The organism is Pseudomonas sp. G3-39 (assembly GCF_054790485.1).
Map to the genome: position 1 here is coordinate 1,048,055 of NZ_CP186497.1, position 18,503 is coordinate 1,066,557.

Below are 18,503 nucleotides of genomic sequence, written 5' to 3' on the forward strand. Positions count from 1 at the left end.
ACTGACACACCGCCTTCGCGAGCAAGCCCGCTCCCACATTGGATTTATGCTGTTGGTTAGAGCGGGGCAGGCTCTTGAGCCGGTTTTGACTTGTCGATACCGGGCACATGCAGATTGCCCTCGGCCACCTGATCGCCTTCAAGCTGCGGTTGGGTCACCCAGGTCAGGATGTCGTAGTAGCGACGGATGTTCGCCACGAAATGCACCGGCTCGCCGCCCCGGGCGTAGCCGTAGCGGGTCTTGCTGTACCACTGCTTCTGCGACAGGCGCGGCAGCATCTTCTTCACGTCCAGCCACTTGTCCGGGTTCAGGCCTTCGCGGGACGCCAGTTTGCGTGCGTCATCGAGGTGACCGCTGCCGACGTTGTACGCCGCCAGCGCAAACCAGGTGCGGTCCGGCTCCTGAATCGATTCGTCGAGCTGATCCTTCATGTAGGCCAGGTACTTGGCGCCGCCCATGATGCTTTGCTTGGGATCGAGACGGTTCGACACGCCCATCGCCTGAGCGGTGTTCTGGGTCAGCATCATCAAACCGCGCACGCCGGTTTTCGAAGTGACTGCCGGTTGCCACAGCGATTCCTGATAACCGATGGCCGCCAGCAGGCGCCAGTCGACTTTCTCTTTCTTGGCGTAGGTCTTGAAGTGCTGTTCGTATTTGGGCAGGCGCTGCTGCAAGTGCTGGGCGAAGGTGGTGGCGCCCATGTAGCCGAGGACATCGACATGGCCGTAATAACGGTCTTTCAGGCGCTGCAAGGTGCCGTTCTTCTGCACCTTGTCGAGGTAGGCGTTGATCTCGTTGAGCAGGCTGTTGTCTTCGCCAGCAGCCACCGCCCAGCTCTGGCTGCGCGCATCGCCGAGGTCGAAGGCCACGCGGATGTTGGTGAAGTACACCTGGTTCATCGCCACTTCGTTGGAGTCGACCAGCGTCAGGTCGATCTGGCCTTCATCGACCATGCGCAACAGGTCGACCACTTCAACGGCGTCGGATTCTTCGTATTCGATGCCTGGAAATTTCTTTTTCAGCTCCGCCAGTTGTTCGGCGTGGGTGCTGCCCTTGAGCACCATGATCTTCTTGCCGACCAGATCACCTGGATCGGTAGGGCGCGACTGGCCGTTGCGGTAGATGATCTGCGGGGTGACTTCGAGGTAGGAGTGGGAAAACCGCACCTGCTTCTTGCGATCCTCGCTGCTGACCAGACCTGCCGCCGCCAGCACCGGGCCGTTCGGCTTGCCGATCTGGTTGAACAGGTCATCGAGGTTGTCGGCGGTCTCGATCTTCAGTTCAACCCCCAAATCGTCGGCGAAGCGCTTCACCAGCTCGTATTCGAAGCCGGTTTCACCGCTGCGATCCTGAAAGTAGGTGGCGGGGCTGTTACGGGTAATCACCCGCAGCACACCATCCTCCTTTACGCGCTCGAGTGTGTTGGGTTTATCAACACAGCCACCGAGCATCAGGAAGAGTCCGGTTGCGATCAGCCATTTGGCGTACCGCGGACGCAAAGCCGTTGGGAAAAACATCTGCGCAGTATACGCAAACGGCTGCGGGCGCCATATCTCGACAGTGAGCGGCTTGTCTGCTAGAGATCACAAAACCGCACGAAACCCCGCAGGAATAGGGCTGAACGGCATTTTGTGACAGAAAAAATAAGCGCTGCTCGCACACCCTTGAAATTTGACTTCAAAGGCAGAAACACAGATTGATATCCGAGTGCAACCGTGCGTAGCGTTTCGGGTGATGTTGAGGGCGGTTTAGGCTAGAATGCACGGCCTCAAAGCACACCCCTTCCCGAGGCTGTCCCGAAGATGTTGATCCTGCGCGGCGCTCCTGCCCTTTCTGCCTTTCGCCACAGCAAACTCCTTGAGCAACTGAGCCAGAAGGTTCCAGCTGTCAGTGGCCTGTATGCTGAATTCGCTCACTTCGCCGAAGTCACCGGCGTCCTGACCGGCGACGAACAGCAGGTGCTTGCGCGCCTTCTGAAGTACGGCCCAAGCGTTCCGGTACAAGAGCCGACCGGCCGTCTGTTTCTGGTGTTGCCGCGTTTCGGCACCATCTCGCCATGGTCGAGCAAGGCCAGCGACATCGCCCGCAACTGCGGCCTGAGCAAGATCCAGCGCCTGGAGCGCGGTATCGCGTTCTACGTCGCCGGCCAGTTCAGCGATACCGAAGCCCAGCAAATCGCCGACGTGCTGCATGACCGCATGACCCAGATCGTTCTGGGCAATCTGGAACAGGCCGCCGGTCTGTTCAGCCACGCCGAGCCGAAGCCGCTGACCGCGATCGACATTCTTGGTGGCGGCCGCGCCGCGCTGGAAAAGGCCAACACCGAGCTGGGCCTGGCCCTGGCCGAAGACGAGATCGATTATCTGGTCAACGCCTTCAACGGTCTCAAGCGCAACCCGCACGACATCGAACTGATGATGTTCGCCCAGGCCAACTCCGAGCACTGCCGCCACAAGATCTTCAACGCCAGTTGGGATATTGACGGCGAAAGCCAGGAAAAAAGCCTGTTCGGCATGATCAAGAACACCTATCAGATGCACAACGAAGGCGTGCTGTCCGCTTATAAGGACAACGCTTCGGTGATCGTCGGAAACGTCGCCGGCCGCTTCTTCCCGGATCCGGAAACCCGCCAGTACGGCGCGGTGCAGGAGCCGGTGCACATCCTGATGAAGGTCGAAACCCACAACCACCCGACCGCGATCGCCCCGTTCCCGGGTGCCTCCACCGGTTCCGGTGGCGAGATCCGCGACGAAGGTGCAACCGGTCGTGGCGCCAAGCCAAAGGCCGGCCTGACCGGTTTCACCGTGTCCAACCTGCAGATCCCGGGCTTCGAACAGCCGTGGGAAGTGCCGTACGGCAAGCCTGAGCGCATCGTTACCGCGCTGGACATCATGATCGAAGGCCCGCTGGGCGGCGCCGCGTTCAACAACGAATTCGGTCGTCCGGCCCTGACTGGCTACTTCCGTACCTTCGAACAGTCGATCTCTACTCCGCACGGTGATGAGGTTCGTGGTTACCACAAGCCGATCATGCTCGCGGGCGGCATGGGCAACATCCGCGAAGAACACGTCAAGAAAGGCGAGATTCTGGTCGGCTCCAAGCTGATCGTGCTTGGCGGCCCGGCAATGCTGATCGGTCTGGGCGGCGGTGCTGCGTCCTCGATGGCCACCGGCACCAGCTCGGCGGATCTCGACTTCGCTTCCGTACAGCGTGAAAACCCTGAGATGGAGCGTCGCTGCCAGGAAGTCATCGACCGTTGCTGGCAACTGGGCGACAAGAACCCGATCAGCTTCATCCACGACGTGGGTGCGGGCGGTCTGTCCAACGCCTTCCCGGAACTGGTCAACGACGGCGACCGTGGTGGCCGTTTCGAACTGCGCAACATTCCAAATGACGAGCCGGGCATGGCCCCGCACGAAATCTGGTCCAACGAATCTCAGGAACGTTACGTTCTGGCGGTCGGCCCGGCCGACTTCGAGCGCTTCAAGGCGATCTGCGAACGTGAGCGCTGCCCGTTCGCCGTGGTCGGCGAAGCCACTGCCGAGCCGCAACTGACCGTGACGGACAGCCACTTCGGCAACAACCCGGTGGACATGCCACTGGAAGTGTTGCTGGGCAAGGCCCCGCGCATGCACCGTTCGGTGGTTCGCGAAGCCGAGCTGGGCGACGATTTCGATCCGTCGAACCTCGACATCAGCGAATCCATCGAGCGCGTCCTGCATCACCCGGCCGTGGCGAGCAAAAGCTTCCTGATCACCATCGGCGACCGCACCATCACCGGCCTCGTGGCCCGTGACCAGATGGTCGGCCCATGGCAGGTCCCGGTGGCCGACGTGGCCGTCACCGCCACCAGTTTCGACGTCTACACCGGTGAAGCGATGGCGATGGGCGAGCGGACTCCGCTGGCGTTGCTGGACGCTCCGGCGTCGGGCCGCATGGCCATCGGCGAAACCCTGACCAACATTGCCGCCTCGCGCATCAACAAGATCTCCGACATCAAACTGTCGGCGAACTGGATGTCCGCCGCCGGCCACCCGGGCGAAGACGCGCGTCTGTACGACACCGTGAAAGCGGTCGGCATGGAACTGTGCCCTGAGCTGGGCATCACCATTCCGGTGGGCAAGGACTCCATGTCCATGGCCACCCGCTGGAACGACAACGGCGAAGAAAAAACCGTGACCTCGCCGATGTCGCTGATCGTGACCGGTTTCGCCCCAGTGGCTGACATCCGTCAGACCCTGACTCCGGAACTGCGCATGGACAAGGGCACCACCGACCTGATCCTGATCGACCTCGGTCGCGGTCAGAACCGTATGGGTGCTTCGATCCTTGCCCAGGTGCACGGCAAGCTCGGCAAGCACGCGCCGGACGTCGATGACGCCGAGGACCTGAAGGCCTTCTTCGCAGTGATCCAGGGCCTCAACGCCGACGGTCACCTGCTGGCTTACCACGACCGTTCCGACGGTGGTCTGCTGACCTCCGTGGTGGAAATGGCTTTTGCCGGCCACTGCGGTCTGAGCCTGAACCTGGACAGCGTTGCCGAAAACTCGGCAGAAATCGCTGCGATCCTGTTCAACGAAGAACTGGGGGCGGTGATTCAGGTTCGTCAGGACGCCACGCCAGACATCCTCGCGCAGTTCAGCGCGGCCGGTCTGGGTGACTGCGTGTCGGTGATCGGTCAGCCGATCAACAATGGCCAGATCAACATCACCTTCAACGGTGACACGGTGTTCGAAGGTCAGCGTCGTCTGCTGCAACGTCAGTGGGCCGAGACCAGCTACCAGATCCAGCGTCTGCGTGACAACGCCGACTGCGCCGAGCAAGAATTCGACGCGCTGCTGGAAGAAGACAACCCGGGCCTGAGCGTCAAGCTGAGCTTCGACGTCAACCAAGACATCGCAGCGCCTTACATCAAGAAAGGCATCCGCCCACAGGTTGCCGTGCTGCGTGAGCAGGGCGTCAACGGTCAGGTGGAAATGGCGGCAGCGTTCGACCGCGCCGGTTTCAACGCGATCGACGTGCACATGAGCGACATTCTCGCTGGCCGCGTCGACCTGAACGAGTTCAAAGGTCTGGTGGCCTGCGGTGGCTTCTCCTACGGCGACGTACTCGGCGCCGGTGAAGGCTGGGCCAAGTCGGCGCTGTTCAACAGCCGTGCCCGCGATGCGTTCCAGGGCTTCTTCGAGCGTAACGACAGCTTCACCCTCGGTGTGTGCAACGGTTGCCAGATGATGTCCAACCTGCACGAGCTGATCCCGGGCAGCGAGTTCTGGCCGCATTTCGTGCGCAACCGCTCCGAGCAGTTCGAAGCGCGCGTGGCGATGGTGCAGATCCAGGAATCGAACTCGATCTTCCTGCAGGGCATGGCCGGTTCGCGTATGCCGATCGCCATCGCTCACGGTGAAGGCCATGCCGAGTTCTCCAGCGAAGAAGCCTTGCTGGAAGCCGATCTGTCCGGTTGCGTGGCGATGCGTTTTGTCGACAACCACGGCAAGGTCACCGAAGCCTACCCGGCCAACCCGAACGGTTCGCCGCGCGGGATTACCGGTCTCACCAGTCGCGACGGCCGCGTGACGATCATGATGCCGCACCCGGAGCGGGTGTTCCGCGCGGTGCAGAACTCGTGGCGTTCGGAAGACTGGACCGAGGATGCTCCCTGGATGCGCATGTTCCGTAATGCTCGCGTCTGGGTGAATTAAGCGTCGTGTACAAGCTCGGGTTTTTTGTTCCTGACAGTCATGTCGAGGTGGTCAAGGACGCTGTATTCGCTGCCGGTGGTGGGCGGATCGGGGACTATGACCACTGTGCTTGGCAGGTGCTTGGGTCTGGTCAGTTTCGGCCTTTGGACGGCAGTCAGCCGTTCATTGGTGAGGCGGGGCAGGTTGAGCGGGTCGAGGAATGGAAGGTTGAGCTTGTGGTTTGTGACGCTTTGATTGGTGATGTGGTGGCTGCTTTGAAGTTGAGCCACCCTTACGAGACGCCGGCTTATGAGGTGTGGCGGCTGGAGGATTTCTGATCTTTCTGCCGCTGGAACGGGAAGCCCGCAGATGAGTGATTGTCTGCGGGTTTTTTGTTGCCTGCGATTTGCTTTTCTGTAGGAGTGAGCCTGCTCGCGATGGCGCCCTGACAGGCGACCATGCTCTGGCTGACTGTGTGAATATCCGTTGCTTCGGGTGCAGCGGCTGGCGGTTTCGCCCTTACGGCGAGTCACTTTTTACAAACGCCTAAAAAGTAACCCAAAACGCTTGCTCCTGCGTTCGGCCCGCTCGCTGAGGCTCGGGGTCCCTTCGCTCCGGTATTGATCCGGGCGCAGCGCCTCCGGTTTGCTTCGCTGCACCTCCTCTCGCTGTGTTTGGCTGCGCCAAACGGTCGCTGCGCTCCCACGCCCGGATCAATCCCTCCACTCAGCCTTCCGACGTCGCCCGTGGATCAAGATCAAGAGCGACAGCCGAGCTTGCGCTCATCCTGGAGTGGGGCGGCTTCGCCGCATGGGGTGTGCGCTTGCTAAATTGCAGGAGCCAGCTTGCTGGCGAAGGTGGCCTGACAGCCGACCAATCTCTACCTGAATACACCGGGTTCAAACTGTGGGAGCGGGCTTGCTCGCGAAGGCGTCCTGATAGCTCACTGATCCATTGCAGATGCCCACAACTCCTGTGGGAGCCTGGCTTGCCAGCGATGGCGGCCTGACAGCCGACCAGTCTCTATCTGGTGCAGTACTCACCTGTAGGGGCTGCCGAAGGCTGCGATCTTTTGACTTTGGTTTTTTACAGTCAAAGGGCAGATCAAAAGATCGTCCGAACGCGGCCCGAGCCTTCGGCAGCTCCTACACGGGATGTTTTGTGTTTAAGAGTGTGTGGAATTACCAGAAGCTTCCCACAAGGTTTTCAGGTTGTCCCTCGGACGTCCGGTCTCTAGGCTTCGTCTGTCGCTGCCAATTCAGCGACCGGGAGGTGAGATACCCGATTTGGATCCCCAGACAAGTGCCCCCATAATTGCGGCCAGCTTTCGCTGTCAGCAATTCATTATGGCGGCTATGTACGGGCGGACTTCGGTCCGGCCGGATTTGGGGTCCTTACCGGTAATCTCACTCCGTACATAGCTGCCACCTCTTCTTCGAGTGAGATCGGGAACAAGTGGCTACAACACTTAAAAGGACTTGTTCGATGGACAAACTGATCCCCGACCCACCCAACGAAACCATAGCACCACCCGTAGACGCCATCCGGGTTGAAGACCTGACGAAAGACCGTGAAGCCATCAAGCGCGCTGTCGATTTCTACTTCACCCCGCAACCCGCTCAGGCGCATCAGCCCAGCACAATGTTCCTGGTCAACCCCAGCATCGACACCGAAACCCTGCTGGCCCACGCCTACGAATCGTTGGCCTGCGCCAGTGCCATGGCCAGCAACTTCGCCAGCGAACTCAGCGGCCTGCAACGCAGCACCGCACTGGCGATCCAGCAAATCGTCATGCTCGCCGAACTGGCGGTAAATCGAGCGCTGGATCGAGTCGATCCGCAAACCTGATTTATCGGATGATCATTGCAAACCGGCTCGTCCCGTCGCGGATCTCATATCCTTTTTGGGGAATTGAGACCTCACGTGGGAGCGAGCCGTCGGCGATCAAGTTTTGGATTCAATGCTTAGGTTCGTCTTGATGATGACCAATCATCGGAAACCACCGCTTACCTGTAATTTCTGACAGTGGTGCGATTCGGCAAACTTCTGTCTGATTAGACTTCCATTCACAACAGGTAAGAAGGATTTTGCTATGTCTACTGAAAAAAACACTGTGCCGGTAATTACCTCCATGAAAGACAGCCAAGGCGAGGAGATTCCAAACGGCGGTACGACCTCCTCCACTGTTGTGCAGTCGAGCGGCTTGGCGTCTGCCGGCGATGAACTCCAGATTTTCGACGGTGCTACTTTGAAGGGGCGAGTTGTCGCTGACGCTGCAGGCACTTGGCACTTTATCTTGACGGCTTTGTCATTGGGGGTTCATTCGATCACGGCCAGAGGACGGGTCCTTCACTCCCAAGCACGTACGTTCACCGTCAAGGCTTAGTAAACACTTGATAAAAAGCCGCTGAGCTCCACAGCCCAGCGGCTTTCCGTTTATCAGTGAGGCTGTTGAGTTTCGCTGTGGGTTATACCTTGGCGCTGACCTCACTCCGGTTCACCAACGCCTCAATCGCCCCACTCAAACTCGCCGCTTTCTCGCCAATCAACAAATGCCACACCCCACCCTCCAGCGGGCTGACACCCTGGCAACCCAGCTCTTTCAACTGAGCCTCGGACAACGCTTTACCATCGGCCAGTTGCAGACGAATACGCGTCAGTGCGATGCAGTCCAGCTGCAGCACATTCTCGCTACCGCCCAACGCCGTCAGCCATTGCTGGGCTTCCGGTGCAGCGACCAATGCAGCTTTCGATTCCTCGACCACCACCGCAGGCGCAGCCACCAACGCATGCCCCAGCGTCGGCATGGCGAGGCGGATTTCGTCGGCGATGCTGTCGGCCAATGGCCCGACCACCACCTGCAAGCTGCCGCCCTTGCCCGGGCGTACCACGGCCATCGCACCCAGAGCCTTCAAGTCAGCGTCGGAAGCCTTGTTGCGATCGACCATTTCCAGGCGCAGACGAGTCGTGCAGGCGCCCACGGTAAGCAGATTCTCGGCACCGCCCAAGGCCTTGATGTACGCAGCAGCACGTTCGTTTTCCGTAAGCACCGACTTCTCGGTGGCGGCCACGTCCTCACGCCCCGGCGTCTTCAGATTGAAGCGGCGGATACAGAAATCAAACACCGCGTAATACACCACGGCATACGCCAGCCCGACCGGAATCACCAGCCAGCCATTGGTCGAGCGCCCCCAACCCAAGACCATGTCGATGAAGCCGCCGGAGAAGGTAAAACCGAGGTGGATGTTCAGCGCATTGGTGATCGCCATCGACAACCCGGTCAGCAGCGCATGCAGCAGATACAGCAGCGGGGCGAGAAACATGAAGGCGAACTCGATCGGCTCGGTAACGCCGGTCAAAAACGACGTCAAAGCCATCGACAGGAAGATCCCGCCCATGACCTTGCGCCGCTCTGGCAACGCGTTGCGGTACATCGCCAGGCATGCGGCGGGCAGGCCGAAGATCATCATCGGGAACATGCCGGTCATGAACTGGCCGCCCTTTGGATCGCCGGCGAAGTAGCGTGACAGGTCGCCGGTGACCAGTGCGCCGGTAGTCGGGTCGGTGAAGTTGCCGAACACGAACCACGCCATGTTGTTGAGGATGTGGTGCAGGCCGGTGACGATCAGCAGGCGGTTGAACACGCCGAAGACGAATGCGCCGATGCTGCCACTTTCCATCATCAAGGCGCCGAAGCTGTTGATGCCATGCTGGATCGGCGGCCAGATGTAGCCGAATACCACGCCCAGCGCGACGGCGGCGAACCCGGTGACGATTGGCACGAAGCGCCGGCCGCCGAAGAATGCCAGGTACTCCGGCAGCTTGATGTCCTTGAAGCGGTTGTACAGCGCGCCGGCCATCAGGCCGCTGACAATCCCGGCGAGCATGCCCATGTTGATGCTCGGGTCGAGCACCTTGAGCGTGGAGATCATCACCAGGTAACCGATCACCCCGGCCAGGCCTGCGGTGCCGTTGTTGTCCTTGGCGAAACCGACAGCGATGCCGATGGCGAAGATCATTGCCAGGTTGGCGAAGATCACTTGCCCGGCATCGTGGATGATCGCGATGTTCAGCAGGTCGGTGTCACCCAGACGCAGCAGCAGGCCGGCAATCGGCAGGATCGCGATTGGCAGCATCAGCGCACGGCCGAGGCGTTGCAGGCCTTCGATGAAGAGTTGGTACATGGTGGTTCTCCCTGCTCTTTATAGAGAGCTTGTTGTTAGTGCAGAGGCCAATGCTGGTGGCAGGCGTGACGTACCGCAGCGGCGCTGTTGAGCTTCAACAGATCGCGGCTGAGGCGTTGGCATTCGGCCTCGTTCAACTGGCGCACGCGGTCCTTGATTTCGCCGATTTGCACCGGGCTGACCGACAACTCGGTCACGCCCAGACCGATCAACACCGGTGTCGCCAGTGGGTCGGAGGCGAGGGCACCGCACACGCCGACCCAGCGTTTGTGCACCGCCGCGCCTGCGCAGGTCATGGCGATCAGCCGCAGCAGTGCCGGATGCAGGGCGTCGACGCGGGCGGCCAAACCTGCGTGGTCGCGGTCCATGGCCAAGGTGTATTGCGACAGGTCGTTGGTGCCGATCGACAGGAAGTCGGCGTGCTCGGCCAGTTGTTCGGCCTGCAATGCAGCGGCCGGGACTTCGATCATCACGCCGATTTCCGGGCGCTGAGTCACACCCAGTTCGATGCACAGCGCATCGACCCGTTGGCGGATGTGCAGCAGTTCGTCGACTTCGGTGACCATCGGCAACAGGATCCGGCAACGGCGCAGCGGGCTGACTTGCAGCAGTGCGCGCAATTGCTGATCGAGGATTTCCGGACGGGCCTGGGCCAGACGAATGCCGCGCAGGCCGAGTACCGGATTGGCTTCGGCGGGCAGCGGCAGGTAGTCGAGTTGCTTGTCGCCGCCGACGTCGATGGTGCGGATGATCACCGAGTGCTCGCCCATGGCATCGAGCACGGCTTGATAGGCGGCACGCTGCTCTTCGATGTCCGGCGCGGTCTGCCGGTCGACGAACAGAAACTCGGTGCGCAGCAGGCCGACGCCATCGGCGCCGTTGGCAAAGGCGTCTGCCGCTTCATGGCTGGAGGCGACATTGGCGACCACTTCGATGGCCACGCCATTGCGGGTTTCAGCGGGCAGATGCGCCTTGGCCTGTTGTGCATCGCGGCGTTGCTGACGGTCGATTTGCGCCTGTTGTACTTCGGCCAGGCGTTCGGTGTTCGGCGTCAGTTCGAGGCGGCCGCCATCGGCATCCAGCACCACCGACTGACCCTGTGCTTGATCGAGTAATGCGGCGCCCAGTGCAACCAGGCACGGCAGACCTTTGCCGCGCGCCAGAATCGCCACGTGCGAAGTCGCGCCGCCCTCGGCCATGCACAACCCGGCGACACCTTGCGCGCTGAGTTGCAGCAGATCCGACGGCGTCAATTCATGCGCAGCGACAATGGAGCCGGCCGGCACTTCGTAATGCCAGGCTTCGCCGAGCAGGGCGCGCAGGACACGTTGCTTGAGGTCGCGCAGGTCGTTGGCGCGTTCGGCCAGCAGCGCGCTGCCGGTGTGTTGCAGCACTTCGCACTGCACGTCGATCGACTGGCTCCAGGCGTGGGTCGCCGCTGTTCCTTGGTCGATAGCATTTTGCGCGGCGTCGAGCAGGGCCGGGTCTTCGAGCAGTGCCAGATGCGCAGCGAAGATCGCTTCTTCGTCGGTGTTCTTGTGCTTTTTTGCTTGGGTGAGAGTGGCGTGGATTTCGCCGCGAACCTGATTGAGCGCGGCTTCAAGTTTCTGCAGTTGCTCAAGCGGAGCATGATTGCCCGCATCCGCCGGCAGGCTGATCGCGTTCAGGCGAAACAGCGGCCCGCCGACCAGACCCGGTGCGGCGCACACACCCTGCAATACGCCAGCCTCGGCGGGGCGTTTGCGCGGTGCGGCGTTGACCGGTGCAGCAGCGTGATGATCATCGGGCAGGGCGGTCGCCAAGGCATTGAGCAAGGCTTGCAGCGCGGCTTCGGCGTCCGGCCCCTGACAGCTGACCTGCACCTCATCCTGCTCGCCGATGGCCAGTCCCATCAGCCCGATCAGGCTGTTGCACGGCGCCGACTTACCAGCGAAGTGCAGCTGCGACTGGCTCTTGAAGCCTTGTGCGGTCTGCCGAATCAGTGCGGCAGGGCGCGCATGCAGACCGCCGCGATGAGCCACCAACACTTGCCCACGCACCTCAGGCCCGCCAGTTTCTTCAACATTCGCAGCCGCACCGTTGCGGGCAATAATGTGCAGCAACGGCTCGCCGACCTTCACCGCTCTGAGCGTGATCGGGCGCACTTGGAAATCCTGGCTGTTGGTCAGGATCAACAGGCTGACCAGGCTTTTGCACTGCTGGCCGACCTTGTCCAGGTCATAGCGCAACAACGGTTGGCCGTTGCTGACCCGCGCGCCTTCCTTGACCAGCATCGAGAAGCCTTCGCCGTTCAGTTCAACGGTATCGAGGCCCAGATGCAGGAGGATTTCCGCGCCGTTGTCGGCGCGCACGGTCAGCGCGTGGCCGGTGCGGGCGACGTGGATGATCTCCCCGGCGCAGGGCGAATACAGGGTGTCATTCAGCGGGTCGATGGCGATGCCGTCACCCATCGCGCCGCTGGCGAACACCGCGTCCGGGACTTTGGCGAGCGTGAGCACCGGGCCGCTGAGCGGGGCGCTGAGGGTCAGCTCTTTATTGTTGTTGTGCATGGCTCGGTCTCATCAGTAATTTCGCTTTCCCCTGTAGGAGCTGCCGCAGGCTGCGATCTTTTGATGTTGTTTTTTAAATCAAGATCAAAAGATCGCAGCCTGCGGCAGCTCCTACAGGGTTGTGCATCAATCAACGGTTTTCGCGTCCGCCGACAGGGTTGTGCATCGTTCAGTAGTGGTTAATGCGTACGGGTCACTTTGCTCAGGTGGCGCGGCTGATCCGGGTCCATGCCGCGGGCCACGGCGAGACCTGCGGCCATCACGTAGAAACTCTGGATCGCCAGAATCGGGTCGAGGGCCGGGTGTTCGGCGCGGCTCAGGATCAGGTCGCGTTCGAGGATGTCGTCCGGCGCGGCCAGCAGCACGCGAGCGCCGCGTTGACGCATCTCTGCCGCAAGACTGATCAGACCGGCCTGTTCGGCACCGCGTGGAGCGAACACCAGCAGCGGGTAGTGTTCGTCGATCAGCGCCATCGGGCCGTGACGGACTTCGGCGCTGCTGAAGGCTTCGGCCTGAATGGCCGAGGTTTCCTTGAATTTCAGCGCGGCCTCTTGGGCGATGGCAAAACCGGCGCCACGGCCGATGACCATCAGCCGTTCGCAATCTCGCAAGGCATCGATGGCCGCGCTCCAGTCCTGCTGCGCCGCTTCGCGCAGGCCTTCGGGCAGGGCGTTGTGCGCTTCCAGCAGTTCGTGGTCTTCTTTCCAGTGCGCGATCAGGCGGGCGCTGGCGCTGAGGGTGGCGATAAAACTCTTGGTCGCGGCGACGCTGCTTTCGATACCGGCGAGCAACGGCAGGCTGAATTCACACGCCGCTTCCAGTGGCGAATCGGCGGCATTGACCATCGATACGCTCAGTGCGCCGCGCTTGCGTAGCAGACGCAGACTGTTGACCAGATCCGGGCTCTGACCTGATTGGGAGAACGCGAACGCCACCTGACCGCTGACCTTCAGCGGCGCCTGCTGCATGGTCACCACCGACATCGGCAGCGACGCCACCGGCACCCCCAGTTGCTGCATGGTCAGGTAGGCGAAGTAGCTCGCCGCGTGGTCGGAGCTGCCGCGCGCGACGGTCATCGCCACTTGCGGCGGCTGACGGCGCAGGCGCCCGGCGATCTCGATCATCTGCGGGTCGAGCTGTTGCAATTGGGCTTGCACGGCCTCGAACGAGGACAGCGCCTCTTCAAGCATTTTTGAAGTCAATGTCTTCTCCTTCGACCATGACGGCGGTCAGTGTGAGTGAGCGATCCAGCCGCACGCAGTCGGCCCAGGCCCCCGGTTGCAGGCGCCCGCGTTCAGTGATGCCGAGGTAGTCGGCGGGAAATTGCGACAGACGCTGCGAGGCCTCGGCGATCGGCAATCCGATCTTCACCAGGTTGCGCAGGGCTTGATCCATGGTCAGGGTGCTGCCGGCCAACGTGCCGTCGGGCAGGCGCACGCCGCCCAGACATTTGGTCACGGTGTGGCTGCCGAGCTTGTATTCACCATCGGGCATGCCGGCGGCCGCGGTCGAATCGGTGACGCAATACAGGCATGGGATCGAACGCAGGGCCACGCGGATCGCGCCGGGGTGCACGTGCAGCAAGTCCGGGATCAGTTCGGCGAACTTGGCGTGTGCGAGGGCGGCGCCGACGATCCCCGGCTCGCGGTGATGCAGCGGGCTCATGGCGTTGTACAAATGGGTGAAACTGGTGGCGCCGGCATCGAGGGCGGCAACGCCTTCCTCGTAGCTGCCGAGGGTGTGGCCGATCTGCATGCGGATGCCCCGGCTGCTCAGTTCACGAATCAACCCGTCGTGACCGGCGATTTCCGGGGCGATGGTGATCACCCAGATCGGCGCCAGCGCGAGGTATTCCTCGACCTCGGCCATCAACGCGGTGTGGGCGAAGTTCGGTTGCGCGCCGAGTTTGCCGGGGTTGATGTACGGGCCTTCGAGATGCACACCGAGGACGCGGGCGGCACCTTGCGGACGCTGTTCACAGAACTCGCCGACCTCTTTCAGCACGCTGGAGATCTCGGCACTCGGCGCGGTCATGGTGGTGGCCAGCAGCGAAGTGGTGCCGAAGCGCACGTGGGTGCGGGTGATGGTCTCGAAGGCAATGGCACCTTCCATGATGTCTTTGCCGCCACCGCCGTGGACGTGCAGGTCGATGAAACCCGGCAGCAGGTAGGGCAGGTCATTGTCGGCCGGGTCGCAGGGCACGCCTTCGATCGACACGACTTTGCCGTGTTCGTGGATCAGCCGGCCGCGAACCCAGCCGCTGGCGGTGAGGATGTTGTCTTCGGACATTTTGCTTCTCTCGTTTGGCCTGGCTGCTGATCAGCGGCGAAGCTCTGCAACAAAGTCGTAGTAGTCGTTGCGGCAATAGGTGTCGGTGACTTCGATCGGTGTGTTGTCTTCGAGGTAGCCGACCCGGGTCATCAGCAGCATGGCGGTGCCGGGGGCGATGCCGACCAGCGCGGCGAACTCGTCCGAGGCGTTGATCGCCTGGATGTGCTGCAGGGCGCGGACGATCGGTTTGCCGATGCCGTCGAGGTATTCGTAGAGTGAATCGCCGACCAGGTGCGGCTTGGGCATGATCGAGGCGGGCAGGGTGCTCATCTCGATGGCCATCACCGTGTCGTCGGCCTTGCGCAGGCGTTTCATGCGCGCGACCTTGTCGTTCGGCGACAGGCTCAGGCGGATCAGTTCTTCGTGAGTCGGCAGGGTGATTTCGCGCTCCAGCCACTGCGAGCTGGGGACAAAGCCCTTGAGGCGAAGCATTTCGCTGAAGCCCGAGAGGCGTGACAGCGGTTGTTCCAGACGGGGTGTGATGAACGTGCCGGAACCTTGCAGGCGGCGGATCAGACCTTGATCGAGCAGCACTTCCAGCGCTTTGCGTGCGGTGACCCGGGAGATACCCAGTTGCTCGCTGAGGTTGCGCTCGGACGGCATCGCCTGCTCGGCCTTCCACTGCCCGGAATGGATCGCCGATTCCAGATTGCGCGCCAGCTGCAGGTACAGCGGCGTCGGCTGGGAGTCATCTGGGCGTAGGGCCTGGAGGTCGTTCATGTAGGTCATTTCCGACGCGAGTATAGGATTGTTGTGGCTCGCTTGTGGGGCGGAAATTAATACCACTTGAATACCATGTCAACGCGGGGAATTGGCGTGTAGCCCAATGAAATGGCGGGTTCTGAGTGGGTTGTCTTGAAGTGGTATTAGAGGTGGCCTGCAGAAAGTAAAAGATCGCAGCCTGCGGCAGCTCCTACAGTGGGAAGTGGTATCAACCCTGTAGGCGCTGCCGCAGGCTGCGATCTTTTGATTTATTTTTTTCAGGTGACCAGTGGTCGCTGGTTAAGGACGGATCTCGATCATCGTGCCGTCCGGCACCAGACCCCAGACTTCACGCATGTCCATGTTGCGCATGGCGATGCAGCCGTCGGTCCAGTCCAGGGTGTGGAACAGGTCTTCCGGGGTTTCTTCCGAATCCGGGGTGCCGTGGATCATGATCATCCCGCCAGGCTCGACGCCTTCGCGGCGGGCGCGGGCCGAATCGCTGATGTTCGGGTAGGAGATGTGCATCGCCAGGTTGAATTTTTCACTGACCTTGCGCCAGTCGATCCAGTAGAAACCTTCGGGCGTGCGTTTGTCGCCTTCAATCAGTTTCGGTCCTTTTTTCGCGCCCTTGCCCAAGGAGATTCGATAGGTCTTGATCGGCTTGCCGTCGGCGATCAATTGCAGTTGATGAGCCGATTTGAGCACCAGGATTTTTTCGATCATCGGGGTATTCGACGGCGTCACGGTGGTCACGAATGACGCTTGGGACACGGTGACGAACGACAGGCAAAACAGGGCAAGCAACCAGCGCATTGAAACGATTCCCCAAGGAGTGACGCAGATATTTTATTTATAGAAGCTTTAGGTGATGGCAGGCTGCGTCAACGGCGGAATCGATTCGGAGCGAACCGGGTAGCTTTCGGCGCGGCGATCAGCGAAGAAGCATTCTAAGGTACGCCCCACGGTGCGGAAAGCCAGCTCGTCCCACGGGATGTCGGCTTCGTCGAATAGTTGTACTTCGAGGCTTTCGGGCCCGGCAGCAAAGTCCAGATCGGCCAGTTCGGCGCGGAAAAATACGTGCACCTGGCTGATGTGCGGCACATCGATCAAGGTATAGATGCTCAGGTTGCGTACCCGGGCGCAGGCTTCCTCGGCAGTTTCGCGGATCGCGGCTTGCTCGATGGTTTCGCCGTTTTCCATGAAACCGGCGGGCAGCGTCCAGTAACCGAGGCGTGGCTCGATGGCGCGGCGGCAGAGCAGCACTTTACTGCCCCAGGTCGCGACGCAACCGGCGACGATATTGGGGTTTTGATAGTGAATGGTCTGACAGCTGTCACAGACAAATCGCAGCCGCGAATCGCCTTCGGGAATGCGCTGGGTCACCGGGTTGCCGCACTGGCTGCAAAATTTCATGCTGGGGTTCCTGAATGCTGCGCCTATCTTGGCGTGCAGCGGTGCCGGTCGGCAAGTTGTCGTTTCGCGACATGGCCCGGTCAGGGGCTTGGGCGGCTGCAATGATTGGTGCATGATGCAGGGTAAGGCACAGATCGAGAACACTCATGCTGGACGAGCTACTGCATAGGGTAAGCAACCACACACCGCGCACGCTGGAGACCGATAAACGTTTCCCCGAGGCCGCTGTTCTGGTGCCGATCACCCGCAGTGACGAACCCGAGCTGGTGCTGACCCTGCGCGCCAGCGGCCTCTCGACCCATGGCGGCGAGGTGGCCTTTCCCGGCGGTCGCCGCGACCCGGAAGACCCCGATCTGATCTTCACCGCTCTGCGCGAAGCCGAGGAAGAAATCGGCCTGCCACCGGGGCTGGTCGAGGTGATCGGCCCGCTCAGCCCGCTGATCTCCCTGCACGGCATCAAGGTCACGCCGTATGTCGGGGTGATCCCGGACTTCGTCGAATACCAGGCCAACGATGCCGAGATCGCAGCGGTGTTCAACGTGCCGCTGGAGTTTTTCCGCAAAGATCCGCGCGAACACACGCACCGTATCGATTACCAGGGCCGTAGTTGGTATGTGCCGAGTTATCGCTACGGCGAATTCAAGATCTGGGGTTTGACCGCTATCATGATCGTCGAACTGATCAATCTGCTCTATGACGAACAGATCAGCCTGCATCATCCGCCCAAAAGCTATATCAACACCTGAAGCCATCGCTCGAATGGCCCGTCATCGTGAGCCCTGAGGAAAACAAGATGAAATACCGCCTGGGCGACGCCCGCGTCGACACCCATCCACAGAGCTGGGTCGCGCCCAATGCCGTGCTGGTGGGCAAGGTCAGACTGGAAGAGGGCGCCAACGTCTGGTTCAACGCCGTATTGCGCGGCGACAACGAACTGATCCTGATCGGCAAGAACAGCAACGTCCAGGACGGCACGGTGATGCACACCGACATGGGCTATCCGCTGACCATCGGCACCGGCGTGACCATCGGTCACAACGCCATGCTGCATGGCTGCACCGTCGGCGACTACAGCCTGATCGGCATCAACGCGGTGATCCTCAACGGGGCGAAAATCGGCAAGAACTGCATCATCGGCGCCAATTCGCTGATCGGCGAAGGCAAGGAGATCCCCGATGGCTCGCTGGTCGTGGGCTCGCCGGGCAAGGTCGTGCGTGAGCTGACCGAGCCGCAGAAGAAGATGCTCGAAGCCAGCGCCGCGCACTATGTGCATAACTCGCAGCGCTATGCGCGTGATCTGGTCGAGCAGGAAGAATGAGTACTCCCGAAAGACCGGTTGCCTCGCCGTGTGTGAATATCTGCGCACTGGATGACGACGATATTTGTACCGGTTGCCAGCGTACGGTCGCTGAGATCACCCGCTGGGGGCGGATGACCAATGACGAGCGGCGGGTGGTGCTGGGGTTGTGTCATGAGCGGGCGAAGGCGAGTGGGTTGGTGTGGATGATCCCCGGGAAATCTGGCGTCTGACAAACCGCCTTCGCGAGCAAGCCCGCTCCCACATTGGATTTGTGTTCACATTCGATCAACTGTGGGAGCGGGCTTGCTCGCGAAGAGGCCAGAACAGTCGCCACTTCTTATTG

The 18,503-nt window shown here is 61.2% G+C and carries 15 protein-coding genes; 7 read left to right on the forward strand and 8 right to left on the reverse strand.

The features are described 5' to 3' along the window. Positions 1 to 56 precede the first annotated feature (56 nt). Entirely contained in the window at positions 57 to 1,517 is a 1,461-nt protein-coding gene (gene mltF / locus ACOYXG_RS04635; RefSeq protein ID WP_097086355.1) for a membrane-bound lytic murein transglycosylase MltF, read from the reverse strand. A gap of 285 nt (positions 1,518 to 1,802) precedes the next feature. Between mltF and purL the strand changes: the two genes are divergently transcribed. The 4 genes from purL to ACOYXG_RS04655 all read left to right on the forward strand — a co-directional run bounded on the left by purL (position 1,803) and on the right by ACOYXG_RS04655 (position 8,064). Further along, entirely contained in the window at positions 1,803 to 5,699 is a 3,897-nt protein-coding gene (gene purL / locus ACOYXG_RS04640; protein ID WP_103369734.1) for a phosphoribosylformylglycinamidine synthase, read from the forward strand. A 5-nt stretch (positions 5,700 to 5,704) separates the two neighbouring features. Further along, complete coding sequence (locus ACOYXG_RS04645; RefSeq protein ID WP_115988147.1) at positions 5,705 to 6,016, forward strand: YqfO family protein; 312 nt, start codon at positions 5,705 to 5,707, stop codon at positions 6,014 to 6,016. Between the two features lie 1,147 nt (positions 6,017 to 7,163). Further along, the gene (locus tag ACOYXG_RS04650; protein ID WP_460356168.1) at positions 7,164 to 7,526 is read left to right on the forward strand and encodes a DUF6124 family protein; all 363 of its coding nucleotides are present in this window, start codon (positions 7,164 to 7,166) and stop codon (positions 7,524 to 7,526) included. Between the two features lie 244 nt (positions 7,527 to 7,770). Continuing rightward, positions 7,771 to 8,064, forward strand: a complete 294-nt coding sequence (locus tag ACOYXG_RS04655) for a hypothetical protein (protein WP_460356170.1) — start codon at positions 7,771 to 7,773, stop codon at positions 8,062 to 8,064. An 82-nt stretch (positions 8,065 to 8,146) separates the two neighbouring features. Here ACOYXG_RS04655 and nagE read toward each other — a convergent pair whose 3' ends face one another. The 7 genes from nagE to ACOYXG_RS04690 form a co-directional block, all read right to left on the reverse strand. Beyond that, positions 8,147 to 9,862 carry an N-acetylglucosamine-specific PTS transporter subunit IIBC gene (nagE, locus tag ACOYXG_RS04660; protein ID WP_460356173.1) on the reverse strand — a complete coding sequence of 572 codons (1,716 nt, stop codon included), beginning with the start codon at positions 9,860 to 9,862 and terminating at the stop codon, positions 8,147 to 8,149. Positions 9,863 to 9,897: 35 nt separating this feature from the next. Next, positions 9,898 to 12,411, reverse strand: coding sequence for a phosphoenolpyruvate--protein phosphotransferase (gene ptsP, locus ACOYXG_RS04665; RefSeq protein ID WP_460356175.1), 2,514 nt, complete (start codon positions 12,409 to 12,411; stop codon positions 9,898 to 9,900). Between the two features lie 179 nt (positions 12,412 to 12,590). Then, positions 12,591 to 13,613 (reverse strand): SIS domain-containing protein, encoded by a 1,023-nt coding sequence (locus ACOYXG_RS04670; protein ID WP_460356178.1) that lies wholly within the window; start codon positions 13,611 to 13,613, stop codon positions 12,591 to 12,593. Then, a complete protein-coding gene (nagA, locus tag ACOYXG_RS04675; protein ID WP_460356182.1) occupies positions 13,594 to 14,700 on the reverse strand; it encodes an N-acetylglucosamine-6-phosphate deacetylase in 1,107 nt (368 codons plus the stop codon). The genes ACOYXG_RS04670 and nagA overlap by 20 nt, the downstream gene beginning before the upstream one ends. Positions 14,701 to 14,730: 30 nt before the next feature. After that, positions 14,731 to 15,462, reverse strand: a complete 732-nt coding sequence (locus tag ACOYXG_RS04680) for a GntR family transcriptional regulator (protein WP_027610964.1) — start codon at positions 15,460 to 15,462, stop codon at positions 14,731 to 14,733. A 282-nt stretch (positions 15,463 to 15,744) separates the two neighbouring features. After that, the gene (locus ACOYXG_RS04685) at positions 15,745 to 16,260 is read right to left on the reverse strand and encodes a L,D-transpeptidase family protein (RefSeq protein ID WP_027610965.1); all 516 of its coding nucleotides are present in this window, start codon (positions 16,258 to 16,260) and stop codon (positions 15,745 to 15,747) included. 48 nt (positions 16,261 to 16,308) lie between these two features. Continuing rightward, positions 16,309 to 16,860 carry an NUDIX hydrolase gene (locus tag ACOYXG_RS04690; RefSeq protein WP_027610966.1) on the reverse strand — a complete coding sequence of 184 codons (552 nt, stop codon included), beginning with the start codon at positions 16,858 to 16,860 and terminating at the stop codon, positions 16,309 to 16,311. Between the two features lie 146 nt (positions 16,861 to 17,006). Here ACOYXG_RS04690 and ACOYXG_RS04695 point away from each other — a divergent pair, with 146 nt between their 5' ends. The 3 genes from ACOYXG_RS04695 to ACOYXG_RS04705 are packed head-to-tail and all read left to right on the forward strand — an operon-like array spanning position 17,007 to position 18,390. Beyond that, positions 17,007 to 17,606, forward strand: coding sequence for a CoA pyrophosphatase (locus ACOYXG_RS04695; protein WP_007967803.1), 600 nt, complete (start codon positions 17,007 to 17,009; stop codon positions 17,604 to 17,606). Positions 17,607 to 17,653: 47 nt separating this feature from the next. After that, positions 17,654 to 18,178 carry a gamma carbonic anhydrase family protein gene (locus tag ACOYXG_RS04700; protein ID WP_285375408.1) on the forward strand — a complete coding sequence of 175 codons (525 nt, stop codon included), beginning with the start codon at positions 17,654 to 17,656 and terminating at the stop codon, positions 18,176 to 18,178. After that, entirely contained in the window at positions 18,175 to 18,390 is a 216-nt protein-coding gene (locus ACOYXG_RS04705; RefSeq protein ID WP_096795202.1) for a DUF1289 domain-containing protein, read from the forward strand. The genes ACOYXG_RS04700 and ACOYXG_RS04705 overlap by 4 nt, the downstream gene beginning before the upstream one ends. The last annotated feature ends 113 nt before the right edge of the window (positions 18,391 to 18,503 follow it).

Coding starts and splice junctions, on each gene's coding strand:
- ptsP (WP_460356175.1), bottom strand. CDS start 12,411: ATGCACAACAACAATAAAGAGCTGACCCTCAGCGCCCCGCTCAGCGGC.
- ACOYXG_RS04690 (WP_027610966.1), bottom strand. CDS start 16,860: ATGAAATTTTGCAGCCAGTGCGGCAACCCGGTGACCCAGCGCATTCCC.
- ACOYXG_RS04700 (WP_285375408.1), top strand. CDS start 17,654: ATGAAATACCGCCTGGGCGACGCCCGCGTCGACACCCATCCACAGAGC.
- ACOYXG_RS04685 (WP_027610965.1), bottom strand. CDS start 16,260: ATGCGCTGGTTGCTTGCCCTGTTTTGCCTGTCGTTCGTCACCGTGTCC.
- ACOYXG_RS04705 (WP_096795202.1), top strand. CDS start 18,175: ATGAGTACTCCCGAAAGACCGGTTGCCTCGCCGTGTGTGAATATCTGC.
- mltF (WP_097086355.1), bottom strand. CDS start 1,517: ATGTTTTTCCCAACGGCTTTGCGTCCGCGGTACGCCAAATGGCTGATC.
- purL (WP_103369734.1), top strand. CDS start 1,803: ATGTTGATCCTGCGCGGCGCTCCTGCCCTTTCTGCCTTTCGCCACAGC.
- nagA (WP_460356182.1), bottom strand. CDS start 14,700: ATGTCCGAAGACAACATCCTCACCGCCAGCGGCTGGGTTCGCGGCCGG.
- ACOYXG_RS04655 (WP_460356170.1), top strand. CDS start 7,771: ATGTCTACTGAAAAAAACACTGTGCCGGTAATTACCTCCATGAAAGAC.
- ACOYXG_RS04695 (WP_007967803.1), top strand. CDS start 17,007: ATGCTGGACGAGCTACTGCATAGGGTAAGCAACCACACACCGCGCACG.
- ACOYXG_RS04650 (WP_460356168.1), top strand. CDS start 7,164: ATGGACAAACTGATCCCCGACCCACCCAACGAAACCATAGCACCACCC.
- ACOYXG_RS04680 (WP_027610964.1), bottom strand. CDS start 15,462: ATGAACGACCTCCAGGCCCTACGCCCAGATGACTCCCAGCCGACGCCG.
- nagE (WP_460356173.1), bottom strand. CDS start 9,862: ATGTACCAACTCTTCATCGAAGGCCTGCAACGCCTCGGCCGTGCGCTG.